The sequence below is a fragment of the Anaeromyxobacter oryzae genome (genome assembly GCF_023169945.1).
Classification (GTDB): Bacteria; Myxococcota; Myxococcia; order Myxococcales; family Anaeromyxobacteraceae; genus Anaeromyxobacter; species Anaeromyxobacter oryzae.
The window spans coordinates 4,479,145-4,495,828 of record NZ_AP025591.1; the positions used below are offsets into that span (position 1 = coordinate 4,479,145).

Annotated in this window: 16 protein-coding genes; 7 read left to right on the forward strand and 9 right to left on the reverse strand. The window is 73.6% G+C overall.

What is annotated here, in order from left to right; translation table 11 throughout:
- Positions 1 to 7: 7 nt before the first annotated feature.
- Both AMOR_RS19645 and AMOR_RS19650 read right to left on the reverse strand, forming a co-directional pair.
- Positions 8 to 2,638 (reverse strand): penicillin-binding protein 1A, encoded by a 2,631-nt coding sequence (locus AMOR_RS19645; protein ID WP_318653817.1) that lies wholly within the window; start codon positions 2,636 to 2,638, stop codon positions 8 to 10.
- Between the two features lie 300 nt (positions 2,639 to 2,938).
- Positions 2,939 to 4,303, reverse strand: a complete 1,365-nt coding sequence (locus AMOR_RS19650; protein ID WP_248353427.1) for a sigma-54-dependent transcriptional regulator — start codon at positions 4,301 to 4,303, stop codon at positions 2,939 to 2,941.
- A 115-nt stretch (positions 4,304 to 4,418) separates the two neighbouring features.
- Between AMOR_RS19650 and AMOR_RS19655 the strand changes: the two genes are divergently transcribed.
- From AMOR_RS19655 to AMOR_RS19665, 3 genes are all read left to right on the forward strand, one after another.
- Positions 4,419 to 5,099, forward strand: a complete 681-nt coding sequence (locus AMOR_RS19655) for an OmpA family protein (RefSeq protein ID WP_248353428.1) — start codon at positions 4,419 to 4,421, stop codon at positions 5,097 to 5,099.
- A 23-nt stretch (positions 5,100 to 5,122) separates the two neighbouring features.
- A complete protein-coding gene (locus AMOR_RS19660) occupies positions 5,123 to 6,022 on the forward strand; it encodes a tetratricopeptide repeat protein (protein WP_248353429.1) in 900 nt (299 codons plus the stop codon).
- Positions 6,023 to 6,192: 170 nt separating this feature from the next.
- On the forward strand, positions 6,193 to 6,738 hold the full coding sequence (locus tag AMOR_RS19665; RefSeq protein ID WP_248353430.1) for a GspE/PulE/PilB domain-containing protein: 546 nt from the start codon (positions 6,193 to 6,195) through the stop codon (positions 6,736 to 6,738).
- A gap of 1 nt (position 6,739) precedes the next feature.
- On the opposite strand, the gene AMOR_RS19670 is transcribed toward AMOR_RS19665, so the two are convergent.
- From AMOR_RS19670 to AMOR_RS19680, 3 genes are all read right to left on the reverse strand, one after another.
- A complete protein-coding gene (locus AMOR_RS19670; RefSeq protein ID WP_248353431.1) occupies positions 6,740 to 8,407 on the reverse strand; it encodes a sigma 54-interacting transcriptional regulator in 1,668 nt (555 codons plus the stop codon).
- 114 nt (positions 8,408 to 8,521) lie between these two features.
- On the reverse strand, positions 8,522 to 9,136 hold the full coding sequence (gene thrH / locus AMOR_RS19675; protein ID WP_248353432.1) for a bifunctional phosphoserine phosphatase/homoserine phosphotransferase ThrH: 615 nt from the start codon (positions 9,134 to 9,136) through the stop codon (positions 8,522 to 8,524).
- 142 nt (positions 9,137 to 9,278) lie between these two features.
- Positions 9,279 to 10,103: a tetratricopeptide repeat protein gene (locus AMOR_RS19680; protein WP_248353434.1), complete on the reverse strand. Its 825-nt coding sequence runs from the start codon at positions 10,101 to 10,103 to the stop codon at positions 9,279 to 9,281.
- Between the two features lie 138 nt (positions 10,104 to 10,241).
- On the opposite strand from AMOR_RS19680, the gene AMOR_RS19685 reads away from it, so the two are divergent.
- Together AMOR_RS19685 and AMOR_RS19690 are read left to right on the forward strand one after the other, a co-directional pair.
- Positions 10,242 to 10,772 carry a hypothetical protein gene (locus AMOR_RS19685; protein WP_248353435.1) on the forward strand — a complete coding sequence of 177 codons (531 nt, stop codon included), beginning with the start codon at positions 10,242 to 10,244 and terminating at the stop codon, positions 10,770 to 10,772.
- 62 nt (positions 10,773 to 10,834) lie between these two features.
- Entirely contained in the window at positions 10,835 to 11,803 is a 969-nt protein-coding gene (locus tag AMOR_RS19690; protein ID WP_248353436.1) for a homoserine kinase, read from the forward strand.
- 19 nt (positions 11,804 to 11,822) lie between these two features.
- Here AMOR_RS19690 and AMOR_RS19695 read toward each other — a convergent pair whose 3' ends face one another.
- Positions 11,823 to 12,302, reverse strand: a complete 480-nt coding sequence (locus tag AMOR_RS19695) for a nuclear transport factor 2 family protein (RefSeq protein WP_248353437.1) — start codon at positions 12,300 to 12,302, stop codon at positions 11,823 to 11,825.
- Positions 12,303 to 12,428: 126 nt separating this feature from the next.
- On the opposite strand from AMOR_RS19695, the gene AMOR_RS19700 reads away from it, so the two are divergent.
- Positions 12,429 to 12,899, forward strand: coding sequence for an AAA family ATPase (locus AMOR_RS19700; protein ID WP_248353438.1), 471 nt, complete (start codon positions 12,429 to 12,431; stop codon positions 12,897 to 12,899).
- Between the two features lie 4 nt (positions 12,900 to 12,903).
- On the opposite strand, the gene AMOR_RS19705 is transcribed toward AMOR_RS19700, so the two are convergent.
- Positions 12,904 to 15,216 carry a type VI secretion system protein gene (locus tag AMOR_RS19705; RefSeq protein ID WP_248353439.1) on the reverse strand — a complete coding sequence of 771 codons (2,313 nt, stop codon included), beginning with the start codon at positions 15,214 to 15,216 and terminating at the stop codon, positions 12,904 to 12,906.
- A gap of 67 nt (positions 15,217 to 15,283) precedes the next feature.
- Between AMOR_RS19705 and AMOR_RS19710 the strand changes: the two genes are divergently transcribed.
- Complete coding sequence (locus AMOR_RS19710; RefSeq protein ID WP_248353440.1) at positions 15,284 to 15,649, forward strand: TIGR02266 family protein; 366 nt, start codon at positions 15,284 to 15,286, stop codon at positions 15,647 to 15,649.
- Between the two features lie 5 nt (positions 15,650 to 15,654).
- On the opposite strand, the gene AMOR_RS19715 is transcribed toward AMOR_RS19710, so the two are convergent.
- Both AMOR_RS19715 and cglC read right to left on the reverse strand, forming a co-directional pair.
- Positions 15,655 to 16,119, reverse strand: coding sequence for a DUF192 domain-containing protein (locus AMOR_RS19715; protein WP_248353441.1), 465 nt, complete (start codon positions 16,117 to 16,119; stop codon positions 15,655 to 15,657).
- Positions 16,116 to 16,547, reverse strand: a complete 432-nt coding sequence (gene cglC / locus AMOR_RS19720) for an adventurous gliding motility lipoprotein CglC (protein ID WP_248353443.1) — start codon at positions 16,545 to 16,547, stop codon at positions 16,116 to 16,118. Before cglC ends, AMOR_RS19715 begins: the two co-directional genes overlap by 4 nt.
- Positions 16,548 to 16,684: the final 137 nt, after the last annotated feature.

Genomic DNA, 16,684 nt, shown 5'->3' on the forward strand with positions numbered 1-16,684 from the left:
AAGTCGTTCACCGATCGTCCATGAAGAAGTTCTGCGGCGCGGACCCTGGCGAGGTCGACGCCGCCTGCGCGGGCGCCGTCCGGGCGAGGAACGGCACGAACGGCGCGTCCGCCTGGCCCTCGGGCGCGAGGAGCCCGGTCGCCGGATCGATGCGGGCGAACTCGACGCCCGCGACCGGCTGGAACTCCGTCACGGGGCGCGCGCCGACCGCCGCCTGCATGAACGCGAGCCAGGGCGGCAGGGCCGCGCCCGCGCCCGTCTCGCGGGCACCCATCGGCGAGTTGTCGTCGAAGCCGACCCACACGCCGGTGACGAGCTCGGGCGTGAAGCCCACGAACCAGGCGTCGCGGTGGTCCTGCGCCGTGCCGGTCTTCGCGGCGATGGGCCGGCCGAGCGCCTTCGCGGCCACGCCGGTGCCGGACTCGACCACCTGGCGCATGAGGCCGCTCAGCACGAACGCGACGTCCGGGCGCGTACCGCTCTCGGGGAGCAAGAACGACGGCGGCGCGGCCGGATCGGCGGCGGGCGGCGGCGCGGCGCCGTCCGGGGCTGGAGGCGTCGCCGCGGCCTGGGGGCCCGGCGCTGCGACGGCGGTCCCGCTCGCCGGGACGATGGCGCTGCCGTCCGCCGCGATCGCGGGCGGCCGCGCAGGCCGGGTCTCCTCGAGCACCTTCCCGAACCGGTCGCGGACGCGCAGGACGAGGAGCGGCGGCGTGGTGAAGCCGTGCGCCGCGATGGACGCGTACGCGTTCACGAGCTCGATGGGGAACACCTCGCCCGTCCCGAGCGCCAGCGTGAGGTTCCGCGGCAGGTCGGAGGCGATCCCCATCCGCCGCGCGAACGCGATCACCGCGTCGACGCCGAGGCTGTCGACGAGCTTCACCGAGACCGTGTTCTTCGAGTGCGCGAGCGCCGCGCCCAGGAGCATCGGGCCGTCGAACTGGTCCTTCTCGAAGTTCCGCGGCTTCCACTCCTTGCCGGTCCACGGATCCCGGTAGAGGTCGGGCGTGTCGTAGACCACGGTCGCCGGGGTGAACCGGCGCGACTCGAGCGCGGCGCCCCAGACGAACGGCTTCATCGCGCTGCCCGGCTGCCGCTTGGCCTGGAGCGCGCGGTTGAACTGCGAGGCCTGGTAGTCGAGGCCGCCGACGAGCGCGCGGACGCCGCGCGTGTCCGGATCGATGGCCACGAGGGCGCCCTGGACCTTGGGCGTCTGCTCGAGCGAGAGGACCAGCGCCCTGTTCTCGCGGGCGGCGCGCTCCGCCGGGACCTTCGCGGGCATCACGCGCACGAGCACCACGTCGCCGGCCGAGAGGACCGACGCCATCCGCTTCGGGGCCGCGGTCGCGACGGTCGGGTTCCACTTCCGCGCCCAGGCGACGTCGGCGAACGGGATCTCCCCGTGCGCGTTGCCGAGGTCCACCGTGGCGGTCTTCTCGTCCACCCTGGTGACGAGGCCCGCGTACACCTCGCCCGTCTCGAGCGGCTTCGCGCGCGCCATCCGCGCCACGTCCTTCTCCTGCTCCTCGCCCGGCTCGATCTGCTCCGGGTTCACGCGCCCGAGGTCCCACACGATGATCTGCCCGGGCCGCGGCTCGACCGCCTCGAGCCGCTTCCGCCAGAGCGGCAGCGCCGCCGCGAGGCGATCCTTGTCGAGGTGGAGGAGAGGGCCGCGCCAGCCCTGGCGCTTGTCGACCTGGCGGAGCCCGGCCTCGAGCGCCGACTCGGCGTAGCGCTGCAGGAGCGGATCCATGGCGACGTCGACCTGCAGCCCGTCGGTCTCGACGGCCTCCTCGCCGTACTTCTCCACGAGGTACTTGCGGACCGCGTCCTGGTACCAGACGCCGGGCGGCTCCGCCTCGGGCGGCGAGACGGCGATGGGCCGCGCCAGCTCGGCCTCCTCCTGCTTCTTCGAGATGAAGCCCTCCTCCATCATCCGGCGGAGGACGTATCGCTGCCGCTCCTTCGCCGCGGTCGGGTGGTTCACCGGCGACCAGCGCATGGGCGACTGGATGACGCCCGCGAGCGTCGCCGCCTCGCCGAGCGTGAGCTGCTTCACGCCCTTCGCGAAGTAGAACCGGCTCGCCTCCTCGACGCCGTAGCGGAGGTGCCCGAGGTAGATCTGGTTCAGGTACAGGTAGAGGATCTCGTCCTTCGAGAGGTTCTGCTCGAGGCGCGGCGCGAGGACGAGCTCCTTCACCTTCCGCTTCACCCGCCACTCGCTCTGGAGCAGGAACGTCTTCACCACCTGCTGCGTGATGGTGGACCCGCCGCACTTCACGCCGCCGCCGAGGAGCCCCTTCACGGCGCAGCGCCCGATGGCGAGGTAGTTGAGCCCCTCGTGCTCGTAGAAGTGGGCGTCCTCGGCGGCGAGGACCGCCTTCTTGAGGACGTCCGGGATCTCCTGGATCGGGACGACCGTCCGGCGCTCCCGCGCGAACTGGAAGGCCTCCTTGCCGTCGCTGCCGAAGACGCGGGTCGAGACGAGCGGCTCGTAGTCCTTGAGCCCGTCGAAGGCCGGTAGCTCGCGGGTCCAGGCGAAGAGGACGCCCCCGCCGAGGAGCAGCGCGCCGAGCGCGCTGATCGCGGTGGCGCGGAGGGCCTTGCGGGCGCGGGGCGAGAGGCGACGACGAGACACGCGGGGCTCCTCGTCCGCCTGGTCGCCCGCCGGCCCCAGGGGCGGGGGAGCGGGCGCAGGCAAGGTGGTGTCCTGGGGGGTTTCCACGGGGGCTCGAACCATAGCGCCAGGCAGGGCGACGGGGAAGGCAGCGGGGCGGTCGCGGGGAGGCATTCGTCCACGACGCCAGAGCAGCGGGCGTGCCAGGCGCTCCGCGAGTGGGAAACGCGCGGGCGGCGGGGTGATTCCGCGGAACGTGTCAGGAGCGACACGGAGGGGTGCGGAACGGGGGACTCGGGTTCGAGGTCGCGCCCGGTCGGCCTACTCGCCCGTACCCCGCTTGATCCCGAGCCCCCGCATCTTCTTGTAGAGGTGGCTCCGCTCGAGGCCGAGGGTGCGGGCGGTGTCCGACACGTTGTCGCCGTGCGCGTCGAGGGCGCCGAGGATGATCTCGCGCTCCGCCTCGTCCACCAGCTCGTGGAACGACGCCCCCGCCCGGAAGCGATCCGCACGGGGCTTGCGGGCGTCGGGGAGCACGGTCGCGACGTCGTCGGCGGAGATCTCCGGGCCGTCGCAGAGGATCGCGAGCCGCTCGACGAGGTTGCGGAGCTCGCGGACGTTGCCCGGCCAGCCGTGCGCCTGGAGCGCGAGGACCGCGTCGCGCGCGAGGCGCATCGGGCGGCGGCCGTTCCGCTCGCACGCCTCGGCGAGGAAGCGCGTCGAGAGCTCCGGGACGTCCTCCTTCCGCTCGCGGAGCGGCGGCGCGTGGATGGGGACGACGTTGAGGCGGTAGTACAGGTCCTCGCGGAAGCGCCCCGCCTGCACCTCCGCCTGCAGGTCCTTGTTCGTCGCCGCGACGACGCGGACGTCGCACTTCAGCGTCTGCCCGCCGCCGACGCGCTCGAACTCGCCCTCCTGGAGGACACGGAGCACCTTCGCCTGCATCGCGGCGGGCATGTCGCCCACTTCGTCGAGGAAGAGCGTCCCGCCGTCGGCGAGCTCGAACTTGCCCTTGCGCGCCGCGACCGCGCCGGTGAACGCGCCGCGCTCGTGCCCGAACAGCTCGCTCTCGATCAGGTCGGCCGGCACCGCCGCGCAGTTCAGCTTCACGAACGGCCCGTCCTTGCGCCGCGAGTTCTCGTGGATCGCGCGCGCGACGAGCTCCTTGCCCGTGCCGTTCTCGCCGGTGACGAGGACCCGCCCCTCGGAAGGCGCGGCGCGCCGCACGAGATCGAACAGCCGCTGCATCGCCGGACCGCCGCCGACCATCTCGGAGAGGCCGGCCTCCCGGCGGAGCGCCGCGTTCTCCGCGCGGAGGCTCTGCAGCGCGAGCGCGTTCTTCACGGCGACGAGGAGCTTCTCCTTCTCCGTGATGGGCTTCTCGAGGTAGTCGAACGCCCCGAGCTTGAACGCGCTCCGGACGGTCTCGATCGAGCCGTGCCCGGACATGATCACGACCGGCAGGTCGGGCCGCGTCTCGCGCGCCTGCTGGAGGACGGATAACCCATCCAGGTCAGGCATCCGGACGTCCATCACGACCACGTCGACGGGGCGTGCGGAGATCTTCTCCAGCGCCTCGCGTCCGCCGCTCGCCGTCTCCACCGCGTACCCTTCCATCGAGAGCGCGCGCGAGAGCGTGAGCTGGATGTTCCTCTCGTCGTCGACGACGAGCACCGTGACGGGCATGCGCTGGATGTTAATCCCGGATGGTCAGGCGGGAAGGAAATCCTTTGACACCCGTTCAGAATGGAGCAAATAAGCGAGGACCCACTCCAAGTATCGGTGTATCCCCGGAGGTCCCATGCGTCGCGTCCTGCTTGCCGCACTGTCCGTCTCTGCCGTTCTCGCGCTCGCGGGGTGTCCGCCCAAGGTGAAGAAGGGCGAGTGCAAGTCCAGCGCGGACTGCGCGAGCCAGGAGGGCGTCGGGAAGGTGTGCGTCGAGGGGCGCTGCCAGGAGTGCGGCCAGGACTCCGACTGCCGCGAGGGTTTCGTGTGCCGCGAGAACCGCTGCGCGCCGAAGCCCCAGTGCGGGCCGGACACGCCTTGCCCCGCCGGCCAGGAGTGCGTGGCGGAGCGCTGCGTGGCGAAGCAGGCCGAGGCGCCGGCCGCCGGCGCCGGCGCCGCCGCCGCGGTCCCGCCCGAGTGCGCCGATCCGTCCGCGTTCACGATCCGCTTCGACTTCGACAAGTACACCATCACCTCGCAGTCGCAGCAGACGCTCCAGAAGTTCGCGGACTGCCTGAAGCGCGCGCCTGCCAAGGCGCTCACCGCGAACGGCTACGCGGACGAGCGCGGCACCGCGCAGTACAACGTGGCGCTCTCGGCGAAGCGCGCCGAGGCCGCGAAGAAGTACCTCGGCGATCTCGGGGTCCAGTCGAGCATGCAGACCGTCGGGTACGGCGAGGAGAACCCCCTCTGCACGGACTCGAACGAGGCGTGCTGGAGCCGCAACCGCCGCGTAGAGTTCCAGGTCAGCCGATGATCGCGTAGAGTTCCAGGTCACCGATGACGCTCCGCACCACCACGCTCGCCGCGCCCGCGCTCGTCCTGGCGCTCTCCGCCTGCTGGGTTCCGCTGGAGCAGGGGCGCCAGATGGAGGCGCGCCTCGACCGGATCGAGTCGACGCAGTCCGATCACGGACGCCGCATCGACGAGCAGCAGAAGGTCCTCCAGGGGCGTGTCGCCGCGGTCGACAAGAAGATCGTCGAGGTCCAGCAGAAGATCGACGAGCTGAACCAGGCCGCGCGCCGGAGCGGCGCCGATCTCGGCGTGCAGCTGTCGCGCCTCCAGGACGAGGTCGCGCGGCTGCGGGGCGAGGAGGAGGTCGCGCGGCACGACCTCTCCGAGCTCGACAAGAGCATCGCCACGTACCGCGCGAGGACCGACAAGCGCTTCGCGGGCCTGCAGGGGAAGGGCGCGCTCGACGAGGTGCTCGCGCAGGAGAAGCTCGAGACCCTCCCGAAGCAGGACGACAAGGCGGCGTTCTTCCAGCTGGCGCAGAAGACCGAGGGGGACGGTGACACGGCCGTCGCCCGCGCGCTCTACGACGAGTACGTGAAGCGGTTCCCGAACGATCCGAACGCTGCGGAGGCGGCGTACCGGTCCGGCGAGCTGCTCAGCGCCCAGAAGCGCTGGCGCGACGCGGTCGTCGCGTACGGCTGGGTCTACGAGCACGCCCCGAAGTCGGATCGCCTCCCGGACTCGATGCTCGGGATGGGGAACGCGATGCTCGAGCTCGAGGACCTCCGGAAGGACGCGCCGGTCGTCCTGCGGGAGCTCGTCGACCGCTTCCCGAAGACCCCCGCCGCGGCGCGCGCGAAGGAGCGCCTCGCGCGCCTGCAGGCGTCGGAGTCGCCGCCCCCTCCCGCCGAGGGGAAGAAGAAGGCCGCGGCGAAGAAGAAGTAGGGCACTCGACCCCCGCCTCACCCGGGACGTTGCAGCGCCGCCCCCTGCGAGTCACACCGTACATGTAGGTGCCGCGACGTAACCCGGCGAGATCACGCCGGGCCATCCGCCGGAATGGGCGGCACGTCACTCGCACAGGCATGGCGCGAGGTACGTCCAGGGAGGTCGCGATGGCACGGGTGCGCATCGGTGAGCTGCTCGTCGCCCGGGGGGCGCTCGATCCCGTCCAGCTGGAGAGCGCCCTCGCGCACCAGCGGCAGTGGGGCGGACGGATCGGCCGCTCGATCGTGAGCCTCGGGTTCATGAAGGAGCGCGCCGTGCTCGACGCCGTCGGCGCGCAGCTCGGCGTGCCCGTCGTGGATCTCCGCGATCGGGAGGTGCCGCGCGAGGTCCTGGCGCTCGTCCCGCAGAAGCTCATCCGCTCGCGGCGCGTCCTCCCGCTCGCGCGGCTCTCCGAGGCGCGCCGCGGGCCGCTCCAGGTCGCCGTCCCCGACGCCGGCGACCTCGGGGTCCTCGACGAGCTCGCGTTCGCGACGGGGATGGTCGTGCAGCCGTTGCTCGCGGCGGACTCCGAACTCGACGAGGCGATCGCGTACCACCTCGACGGCGTCCCGCGCCGCGGCGACGCCTCCGCGCGGCGCGACGCGATCGACCTGCCGGAGGACACGAACCCGCTCACGGTCCTCCGGCGGGGCGAGGACGAGCCGCGGAACTAGGCTAGGCGTCGGCCGGATCGTCCTCGAGCTCCGCCGCGTCGCCCGGCGCGCGGCCTTCCTCGTGCAGCCCCCACTGGCCGATCCGCTTCATCACGGTGCTCTTCGCGATCTGCAGCTCCTTCACGACCGCGGCGCGCTTGCCGCGGTTCCGCCGCAGCGAGAGCCGGATCGCCTCGCGCTCGATCTCCTCCAGCGTGAGGCCGCGCACGTAGAGCGTGTCGTCGTCACCGGTGTCGCCGGGGGCGGCGCGGGTGTCCTCGAAGGTGATCGCCGACGCGGGGACGTGCTGGCCCTCGCCGCGGAAGAGGAGGGCGCGCTGGACGACGTTGCGGAGCTGCCGGACGTTGCCGGGCCAGTCGTAGCCCTCGAGCTTCGCGAGGGCCTCGTCGGTGAACCGGACCGCCACGCCGCGGGGCGCGGCCCGGGCGAGGAACGCCTCGGCGAGCGCGCGGACGTCCCCGCGCCGCCGCCGGAGCGGCGGGACGGTGATCGGCACGACGCAGAGCCGGTAGAACAGGTCCTCGCGGAACTTCCCGGCCCGGACCTGCGCGCGGAGATCCCGGTGTGTCGCCGCGACGATGCGGACGCTCACCTGCAGCGGCCGCGACGCGCCGACCCGCTTCACCTCGCCGAGCTCGAGGACCCGCAGGAGCTTCGGCTGGAGGTCGAGCGGGAGCTCGCCGATCTCGTCGAGGAAGATGGTCCCGCGGTCCGCCTCCTCGAAGGCGCCCTTCCGGAGCCGCTCGGCGCCGGAGAACGCGCCCTTCTCGTGCCCGAACAGCTCCGACTCGATGAGGGTCTCCGCGATGGCCGAGCAGTTCACCGGGATGAACGGCGCGTCTCGCCGCGTCGACCGCGCGTGCAGGGCGCGCGCGACGAGCTCCTTCCCGGTGCCGGTCTCGCCGAGGATCGTCACGGCCGCGTCCGAGGCGCCCACGCGCTCGACGAGCTCGAACACCTGCCGCATCCCGGGGTCGCGGGAGATCATCCCCTCGAAGGCCTCGGCGCGCGGCGGCTCGGGCGCGTCGCGCGGCTCGAGCACGAGCTCCGCGTCGCCGAGCGTCACGGTGACGCCGAACGGCAGCTCGGCCTGGGCGACGCGCGCGCCGGAGATGAACGTGCCGTTCGTCGAGCCGAGGTCGACGAGGTGCCAGCGGCCCGCCTGCGGCGCGATCCGGAGGTGGCGCGCCGAGACGAACGGGTCGTCGACGGGCGCGTCGCACGTCGGCTCCTTGCCGACGATCACGCCCGCGGAGGTGACCGGCACCGTCCGCTCGCGCCCGCCCGCGCGCACGCGGAGGCGCGCCGCGGGGATCGGGGCGGACGCGCCCGGGGCGGCGCGGACCTCGGTCCCGCCGGAGAGCCGCGTCTCGTCGCCGCCGTCCGCGACCGCCGCCCGGAACAGGGCGCGCCAGGTGCCGAGGCCGATCTCGGCGCCGTCGTCGAGCCGCGCCTCCGGGACGTCGGCCCCCCCGACGCGCGTGCCGCGCCCGGAGCGGTCGACCAGGTGGAAGGCGTCGCCGCGCCGCTCGACGACGGCGTGCACGCGGGAGAGCGCGGGATCGGGCAGGGAGACGTCGCAGTCGGGGGCGCGGCCGATGGCGGTCCGGTCCCCGAGGGCCACGCGGAGGAGCTCCTCCCCGTGGCGGAAGAACGCCAGCTCGGGCATGGAGCCGAGGCTAGCGGAGCCGCAGCGCTGTTGGGAAGGGGGAACTTTCCCCTGAGTGTCTGGGACGCAGGGTCGTAGCGGCGCCGTCGCAGGGAGACGGCCGACCGGCGTCCGCTACTCGCCGATCCGCCGGCTCGCCTCGCCGATCGCGGCCGCGAGGCCCGGGTAGTCGCGGACGACGGGGAACTGCGGGAACTCGGCGACGACGTTCGCGGGCGGGCGGAACAGGATCCCGGCGTGCGCCTCGGCGAGCATGGCCGTGTCGTTGTACGAGTCGCCCGCCGCGATCACCTTGAACGCGAGCTGCTTCAGGGCCCGGACCGAGGCGCGCTTCTGGTCGGGCATGCGGAGCCGGTACCCGGTGACGAAGCCGCTCGCGTCCGTCTCGAGGCGATGGCAGAAGAGCGTCGGCATCCCGAGCTGCGCCATGAGCGGCATGGCGAACTCGTAGAAGGTGTCCGAGAGGATGATCACCTGGTGGCGCGTGCGGATCGCGTCGAGGAAGTCCTTCGCGCCCGGCTCGGGCCCCATCTGCGCGATGACCCGCTGGATGTCCAGGAGCCCGAGGCCATGCTTCTTCAGGATCTCGAGCCGGAACCGCATGAGCTTGTCGTAGTCCGGCTCGTCCCGCGTCGTCCGTCGCAGCTCGGGGATGCCGGTGCGCTCGGAGAACGCGATCCAGATCTCGGGGACGAGCACACCTTCGAGGTCGAGGGCGACGATCTGCACGTTTCGGGCTCCTGGCGATGCGGGCCGCGCAGTGTAGCACTTCTCGGTCGCGGTCCGGATCGGGCGACGCCCGTCGGGCGCCCCGCGACTCCGCCTCCCCCGACCCTCGACAGGCTCGGGGAAAGGCTCGAGGCGAGCGGCGTCAGCCGTGCGCGAGCTCGTCGTACTCGGGCGTACCCTTGAGCCCGTCGAACATCGGGTCCGACTGCAGCCACCCGCGGACCTTGGCGGCGTCCTGGGCGACCGCCTTCCGGAGCGCCTCGAGGGCGTCGCGCGGCTTGCCCCACAGCGCGTACAGCGCGGCGATGTTGTAGTTCAGCAGGAGGTCCTCGGGCTGGATCGCCTTCGCCTTCGCGTACGCTCGCTCGGCCTCGGCGTAGAAGCCCTTCTGCGCGTAGCAGATGCCGAGGTCGAGCTCCGCCTCGAAGTTCCCCGGCTCGAGCCGGACCACGTCCTTCAGCTGCGTGATGGCACCCCGGAAGTCGCCCTCGTCCATGAGCAGCGCGGCGAGCTCGTGGCGCGGGAACGGATCCTTCGGGTCGAGCTCGATCGCCAGCCCGAGCTCCCTGGCCGCCTCGTCGTTCTTGCCCTGGTCGGCGTAGGTGAGGCCGAGGTTCAGGTGCGCGTCCGGGTACTCGGGGTCGAGCTGGATCGCCTCGCGGTACTCGGCGACCGCCATGTCGGCGCCGTGCGAGGAGAGGAAGCAGGCGAGGTTGTAGTGGGCCGTCGCGCTGTCGGGCTCGAGCGTGATCGCCGTGAGGTACTCGTGCAACGCCTCCCGGAAGAGCTTCTTCTCGGAGTAGACCGTCGCGAGGTTGTCATGCGCATGCGCCGAGCTCGGGTCGAGCTCGATCGCCTTCTTGAACTCCTTGATGGCCTCGTCGAGCCACCCGCGGTCGGCAAGCTCGATCCCCCGCGAGTTGTGCTCGTCGGAGAGCGCGATGTGGTCCTTCTTGTCCCGGCTCACGGCGGCGAGTCTACTTTCGATCGCCCCCCGGCGGGGGGACGACGGGCGGCCCACGGAAATCTAACCGGCGGGCAGGCGCGCCGGCCACGGAAGGAACGGGAGCGCCCGCCTGCTCGGCGGCTCCGGAGGTGAACGCGGATGTCCAGGCGCAGCGCGGTCCAGCTCCTTGCGGCGGCCGCCGTCGCGCTCGCCGCGACCGTCACCTGGCGCCTGACCCGGGCGCCGCCCCGCGACGAGGACCGGATCCGCGCGCTGCTCGACTCGGCCGCGCGCGCCGCGGAGGAGCGGCGGCCGGCCGAAGTGGTGATCGCGCTGTCGGAGCGGTTCCGGGGGCAGGGGCTCGACCGGCAAGGCGTGAAGCAGCTCGTCGCGTGGCAGGTCCTCCGCGGCGAGTGGGTCGCCGTCTCGATCGCCGGCGCCGCCGTCGCGGTGGAGGGCGACGCGGCGCGCGCGAACGTGGACGCGATCCTGTCGCGCGCGGCAGGGAAGGGGAAGACGCTCGCGGGCCTCCTGCCCGGCGAGGCGACCGCGCACCGCTTCGCGTGCCGCCTCGAGCGGGAGGACGGCGAGTGGCGCGTCGTCTCCGCCGAGTGGCGCCCCATCTCGCTCGCCGAGGCGATCGCGGGTCCGCCCGATCCGGGCGCGCCGGCGCCGGGCGGCGGGCATTGACGCCGCCGCGGCCGAGCGGGCATTCTCCCCGTCCCGGCGCGCCCGCGGCGCACCCCGACCCGATGGCCCTCTACACCGTCCTCACCCCCGAAGAGATCGCGGCGGTCGTTCGCCGGTTCGGGCTACCCGCGCCCGACCGCGTGAAGCCCGAGCCGAAGGGCGCGGTGAACACGAACTACCACGTGTGGGCGGGCGGCGAGCGGTACTTCCTCCGCATCAACGAGGGCAAGACCGAGGCCGACGTGCGGTTCGAGGCCGAGGTGCAGCGCTACCTGTTCGACGCGCGCTTCCCGGTCCCGCACCTGCACCTCGCCGACGACGGCCGCCCGTTCGTGCCGTTCGCAGGCAAGCCGGCGATGCTGTTCTCCTACGCCCCGGGCGAGGAGATCGCGCTCGGGGCGGCCGGCCCGGACCGGTGCCGGCGCGTCGGCGAGCAGCTCGGGCGCCTCCACGATCTGTCGGCCGGCTTCACGCACGAGCGCGCGAACCCGTACGCGGTGCCGCGCGTGGCCGGCTGGATCGCCGAGCTGCGGCCGGAGGGCGACGGCGACGCGGACGTGAAGGCCGCGCTCCCGGTGCTGGAGGACGAGCTCGCGCGTGCCGCGGCGCTGCCGGGCGCGCCGCGCGGCCTCGTGCACGGCGACCTGTTCGTCGACAACGTGCTCTGGGTGGGCGACCGGGTGAGCTTCGTGCTCGACTGGGAGATGAGCTGCGTCGACCCGTTCGCCTACGACCTCGGGGTCGCGGTGAACGCGTGGTGCTACGTGCACGGCTACGATTCCGCGCGCGCGAGGGCGCTCGTCTCGGGCTACCGCTCCAAGCGCCGCCTCGAGCCGGAGACCGTGGACGCCGTGTACGCCTGGGCGAGGTACGCGGCGCTGCGCTTCACGGCCTCGCGGATCCACGCCTTCCACCGCGCCGCGCTCGGGGAGGACCGGCTCGCGTGGAAGGACTGGCGCCGCTACCGGGACCGGCTGCTCGCGCTCCGCGCGATGGGCGAGGGCGGCTACCGCGAGCTGCTCGGGCTGTGAGCCGGGGCGGCGGTCGCTGCTAGAGCCCGCCCGCGAACAGCCACTTCCCGCCGAGCTTCCGGAGGCGGAACTGGTGGATGTCGGAGTCGCGGCGCGCGACGTCCCCCGCCGGCGTCTTCACGCGGTACCACGAATCGTAGAACACCTCCGCGACCGCGCGGTCGTTCTGCACCTGGATGTTCCGGAGGGTGAGGTCGAGGTTCATCGCGTCGACCTTCTCGAGGTCCTGGGGGAGCCGCTTCTCGAGGATCGCGCGATCCACGTCGTCCTCGGGCTCGGGCGTGCCGGAGTTGTCGAAGTAGTCGGGCGAGACCATCGCCAGGATCGCCGCGGCGTCCCGCTGGCGCATCGCGTCGCGGTACGCCCGGATGAGCTCGAAGATCGCGCGGGTGTCCGGATCGTCCTTGATCTCCGTGCCGGGCAGGAGGCGCGGGCTGCACGCCGCGGCGGCGAGGGCGAGCAGCACGAGGGGGAGGCGGAGCAGCGCGGAAGCTCTCATGGGGCCGGACTTTGGCCCGGTCCGGGGAGGCCGTCAACGAGGGAAACCGCGCTCCTGCGACGCGCCCCGCGCGGCGCGCGCGACGCCTCTCGCCGGAGGGCCGCCGGGCTGTTTAGATTCGGCCCCATGCCCGCCAAGAGCTTCGAGGCCCTGCGCACCTTCTTCGAGACGGCGCCCGCCGCGCGGAAGGCGGCCCGCCCGCTCTCCCGCAACGCGTGCGTCAACGTCGCCCTCGAGGGTGGCCCCGCGTGCTTCACGATGGAGAGCGGGGGGCCGGCGCTCCGGGAGGGAGCGGCACCCGACCCGGACTTCACCCTGACGCTGCCCGACGGGGCCGTGCAGCGGCTCACCACCCTCGCGTCGGACGACGTGGGCGAGTTCGGGATCGCCTTCTTCAAGCTCGTCCTGGAGCACGATCCCGCCTACAAGGTCCGCGTCCGGATCGACGCCCCGACCACCCGCCTGCTCGGGCACGGCTACCTCGGCGTGCTCGCCATCGGCGGCATGAAGGTGAGCTGGTGGCTGCTCAAGAACGGCGTGAAGAACCCGAAGGCCGCGATCGATCGGCTCCGCGGCGGCGGCGCGCAGGGCGCGTAGCCGTTCACCCACCGTCAATCAGCGGCGCGCCGGGGCCCGCGTCGAACCGGCACCGCCGGAGCGCGGCCTCGACGCGCGCGCGGTCGGCCGCGCCCTGCGGCGCCGCGAGCAGCTCCCTGAGCGTCGCCGCGCCGGCGTCCGTGGCGCCCGAGGCGCAGCGCGCCTCGCCGAGCCCGAGCCGCGCCTCGCGCTCCAGGACGGGCGGGAGCGCGCCCTCCGTCGCGCGCGCGAGCTCGACCGCGGCGGCGGCGTCGTCGCCGCGCGACGCGAGCGTGCGGCCGACGAGGTAGGCGGAGAGCGGATGACGCACGCGCGCGACCCGGGCCAGCGCGGTCGCGGGGTCCTCGAGCCCGAGCAGGTAGGGCCGCGCCGCCGTCGCGAGGTCGGGGTCGCCCGCGGCGACGAGCTTGGCCTGGAGCAGCCGCGTCTCGGCGCGGTCCGGGTGCGTGCCGAGCACCTGCAGCCACGCCGACGCGGCGCCGGCGACGTCGTCGCGGCGCCAGGCGAGATCCCCCTCCGCTCCCAGGATCGCGGCCCGGAGCGCCGCGTCGCCGTCCGCGCGCCGGGACGCGAGGTGATAGGCCTCGAGCGCCGGCTCGAGCGCGCCGGCGCGGGCGAGCACGTCGGCCCGCGCCTTGAGCGCGCCCGCGGAGCCGGTGAGCGCCGCGGTGCGATCGTACAGCGCGCACGCCTCCTCCACGCGCCCCGCTGCGGCCGCGTCCGCCGCCTGCCCCTCCAGCGCCGCCGCCTCGCGCGCGCACGGGCGGGCGAACACGCTCGGCCGGGTCAGCCGCGCGCGCGCCGCGATCCGGAGCCCGTCCGGCACCGCCGTGCCGTCCAGGAACCGCTGCCACTCCGCGACGAGCGCCGGGAGCGGCTTCCCGATGGCGACCGCGAGGTCCCCCGAGCCATACGCGTCCCGGACGTGGTCCGCGCCGTAGCGATCGACGAGGAAGGAGATGAAGCTGCCCGCGGCGGTGTACGCGCGCGCCGGGGCCTGCGCCCAGAAGCCGGCCGGCCCGACGATCCGGGCGACGTCGGGGAGGAGGTCGAGGTCGCGCGCCGCGCGCGACCACTCGTGCACGGTCCAGGCGCTCCGCGGGATCTCCATGGCGACCGCGAGCCCTTCGACGAGCCCCATCGAGACCAGCACCCCGGCCCGCGCCGGCACGCGGAGCGGTCCGTGCGCCGCCGCGGCGGCCACCGCGTGGGCGACCTCGTGGCGGAGGACCGGGTGCGGCAGGGGCGCGTCCCCGAGGTGGATCTCGGCGAGCCACGGCTTCGTGTACTCGGTCGCGGCGGCGCCGACGAGGCGCCGCTTCTCCTCCGCGCTCCGGTAGACGAACACGGTGACGTGCGGCGGGGCGGCGATGGCGAGGGCGCGCGCGACGTCCGCGACGTGGAACTCGCACTCGCGGAGCAGCTCCGCCGCCGCCGCCGGGGGCTTCTCGGCGGGGAGCACGAGCGTGCAGCGGGGGCCGCCGCGCGTCGCGCCGAGCGCGCGCACGATGGCCGCGCGCGTCGCCGCCGGGCTCCGCCCCTCGCCGGCGGCGGTGCGCGCGAGGGAGAGCGCCGTGAGGGCCGCCGTCGCGAGGAGGAGCGCGATCCAGGGCGCGCGGGGGGCGCGGATCGGCCCCGTCCCGGGCGCGACCGCGACGGGCCGGCGGACGAGCGCCGCGGTCCACGCGAGGACCACGACGGCCCAGGCCGTGGACTCCGCCGCGGCGGCGAGCAGGCGCGGATCGAGCGGCAGCCGCTCGTCGTAGAGCGGCCCCGGCCAGTATCCGAGGAGCGGGTCGAGCGCGGACGCGGCGGGGCCGAGGTACAGCGCCCGGAGCGTCAGCGCCAGGGAGCCGGCGACCACGGCCGCATAGAGCAGCACGGCCACGGCGCGGCGGCCCCCCGCGAGGAACGTCGCCGCGACGGCGAGCGCCGTCCCGAGGAGGAGCGACGGCGCCGCGAGGACCGGGAGGAACCCCGAGGACGGGAGGACGCGGCACGGGCCGAGCGCCGCGCGCGCCGCGTTCGACGCGAAGAGGAGCGCGAGGAGGAGCCCGCCCGTCGCGGCCGCCGCCCCGAACGCGGCGCCGGGCGACGGCGTCGCGCGGGCGCGCTCGATCCGCGCCGCGGCGACGCCGAGCCACGGCGCGAGCGCGAGCGCCGCGAGGAGCGCGCCCGCCTCGCCGAGCTCGTACCCGGGGGCGTCGAGCAGCGGCACCCAGCCGCCCGCGAACCCGAGCGCGATCAGCGCGATCGCGGCCACGGCCACGGAGGGACGCCGGGCGAGCGTGCGCAAGGTCTCTGGCGGTCGGCTCACGCGGACACGATATCGGAACGGGGCGGAACTACCGCGCCCCGGCGAGGGCGGGATAACATGCCGCCCGATGCCGGAACACCGCGAGCACGGGCGCGCGCCCATCGAGCTCAAGGTCGACTACAAGAAGCTCAACAGCTTCTTCGCCGACTACACGAGGAACATCTCGAAGGGCGGCACGTTCATCCGGACCAAGAAGACGCTCCCCGTCGGGACGCGCTTCCTGTTCCGCCTCGTCGTGCCCGGCCGCGCGTCGCCGTTCGAGCTGAACGGCGAGGTCGTTCACGCGAGCGCGAACGCCGACGAGCCCGGGATGGGCATCCGCTTCGTCTGGTCCGACGACCGCGAGCGCGCGGAGTTCGAGGCGATCGTCGAGCGGCTCATGAACGAGTCCCTCGGGCCGCTCGTCGCGCAGCGGCTGCTGCGGAAGCAGTAGGTCGCCTACTGCACTCCCTCGAAGCGGACCATGTCGCCCCTGGCGATGCCGTGCGCCTTGGCCCATCCGCCGTTGACCTCGAGGACGTAGCGGCTCGGGGCGCCGACGTCCCGCGTGGTGAGCGTCCGCGGCTCCGCGTTCTCGACGATGCCGACGATGCGGCCCGTGTCGTCGATGAAGATCATGTCGAGCGGGATGAGGGTGTTCTTCATCCAGAACCCGTGCGGCTCGCTCTCGTCGAAGACGAAGAGCATCCCCGCGTCGGGATCGAGCTTCTCGCGGTACATGAGCCCGCGCGTCCGGGACTCCGGCGTGCGCGCGACCTCGACGGCGACGGCGTGGCGCGCGCCCGCGGCGGTCGTCAAGACGACGCGCCCGGTGGGGCGCGCGGGCTCCGAGGTGCTCTTGCCGGAGGCGCAGGCCACGGTGGCGAGGACGGCGGCGGCCAGCGCGGCCCCTCGCACGATCACTGGCGCGGGACCACGCAGTACGACGAGAACCGGATCTCGCCGAGGTAGCGCTGCTTCGTCGTCTCGTCGAGGGTGGCGAGGAACGCCGGATCGAGGACGATCTGATCGCAGACGAGCCCCGTGCTCGACGAGTAGCAGTCCGCGTTCGAGACGCACGGCTTCGAGCAGTACCCGCACGCTTCCCCCGAGCAGGAGCCGTACTTCGAGCCCTCCGGTGCGGGGGAGACGATGCAGGTGAGGTCGTCGCAGCCGATGTTGCCCGACTCGAAGTAGTCGCCCTGCGCCGTGGAGGGCGTCGGCGGCGGGATCGAGCCATCGGCGCGATTCCATGTGAGGGTGCAGCGCGAGCCCACGGCGGGGCGCTGGCACGCCGCGATCGCGGTGACGCCGGACACTACGAGTAGGAGCCGCGCAAGTCGGATGGACATGGCTCGACGGCAATCGTTAGCACGCGATCGTGAATGCGACAAGGAACGCTCCGGGTGAAGCCACAGCGCCCTACAACCGCGCACGATCTCGCCTTTCCGCGAAGGTCGGTCCGTTGCCCCTCCACCGACCTTTGGCT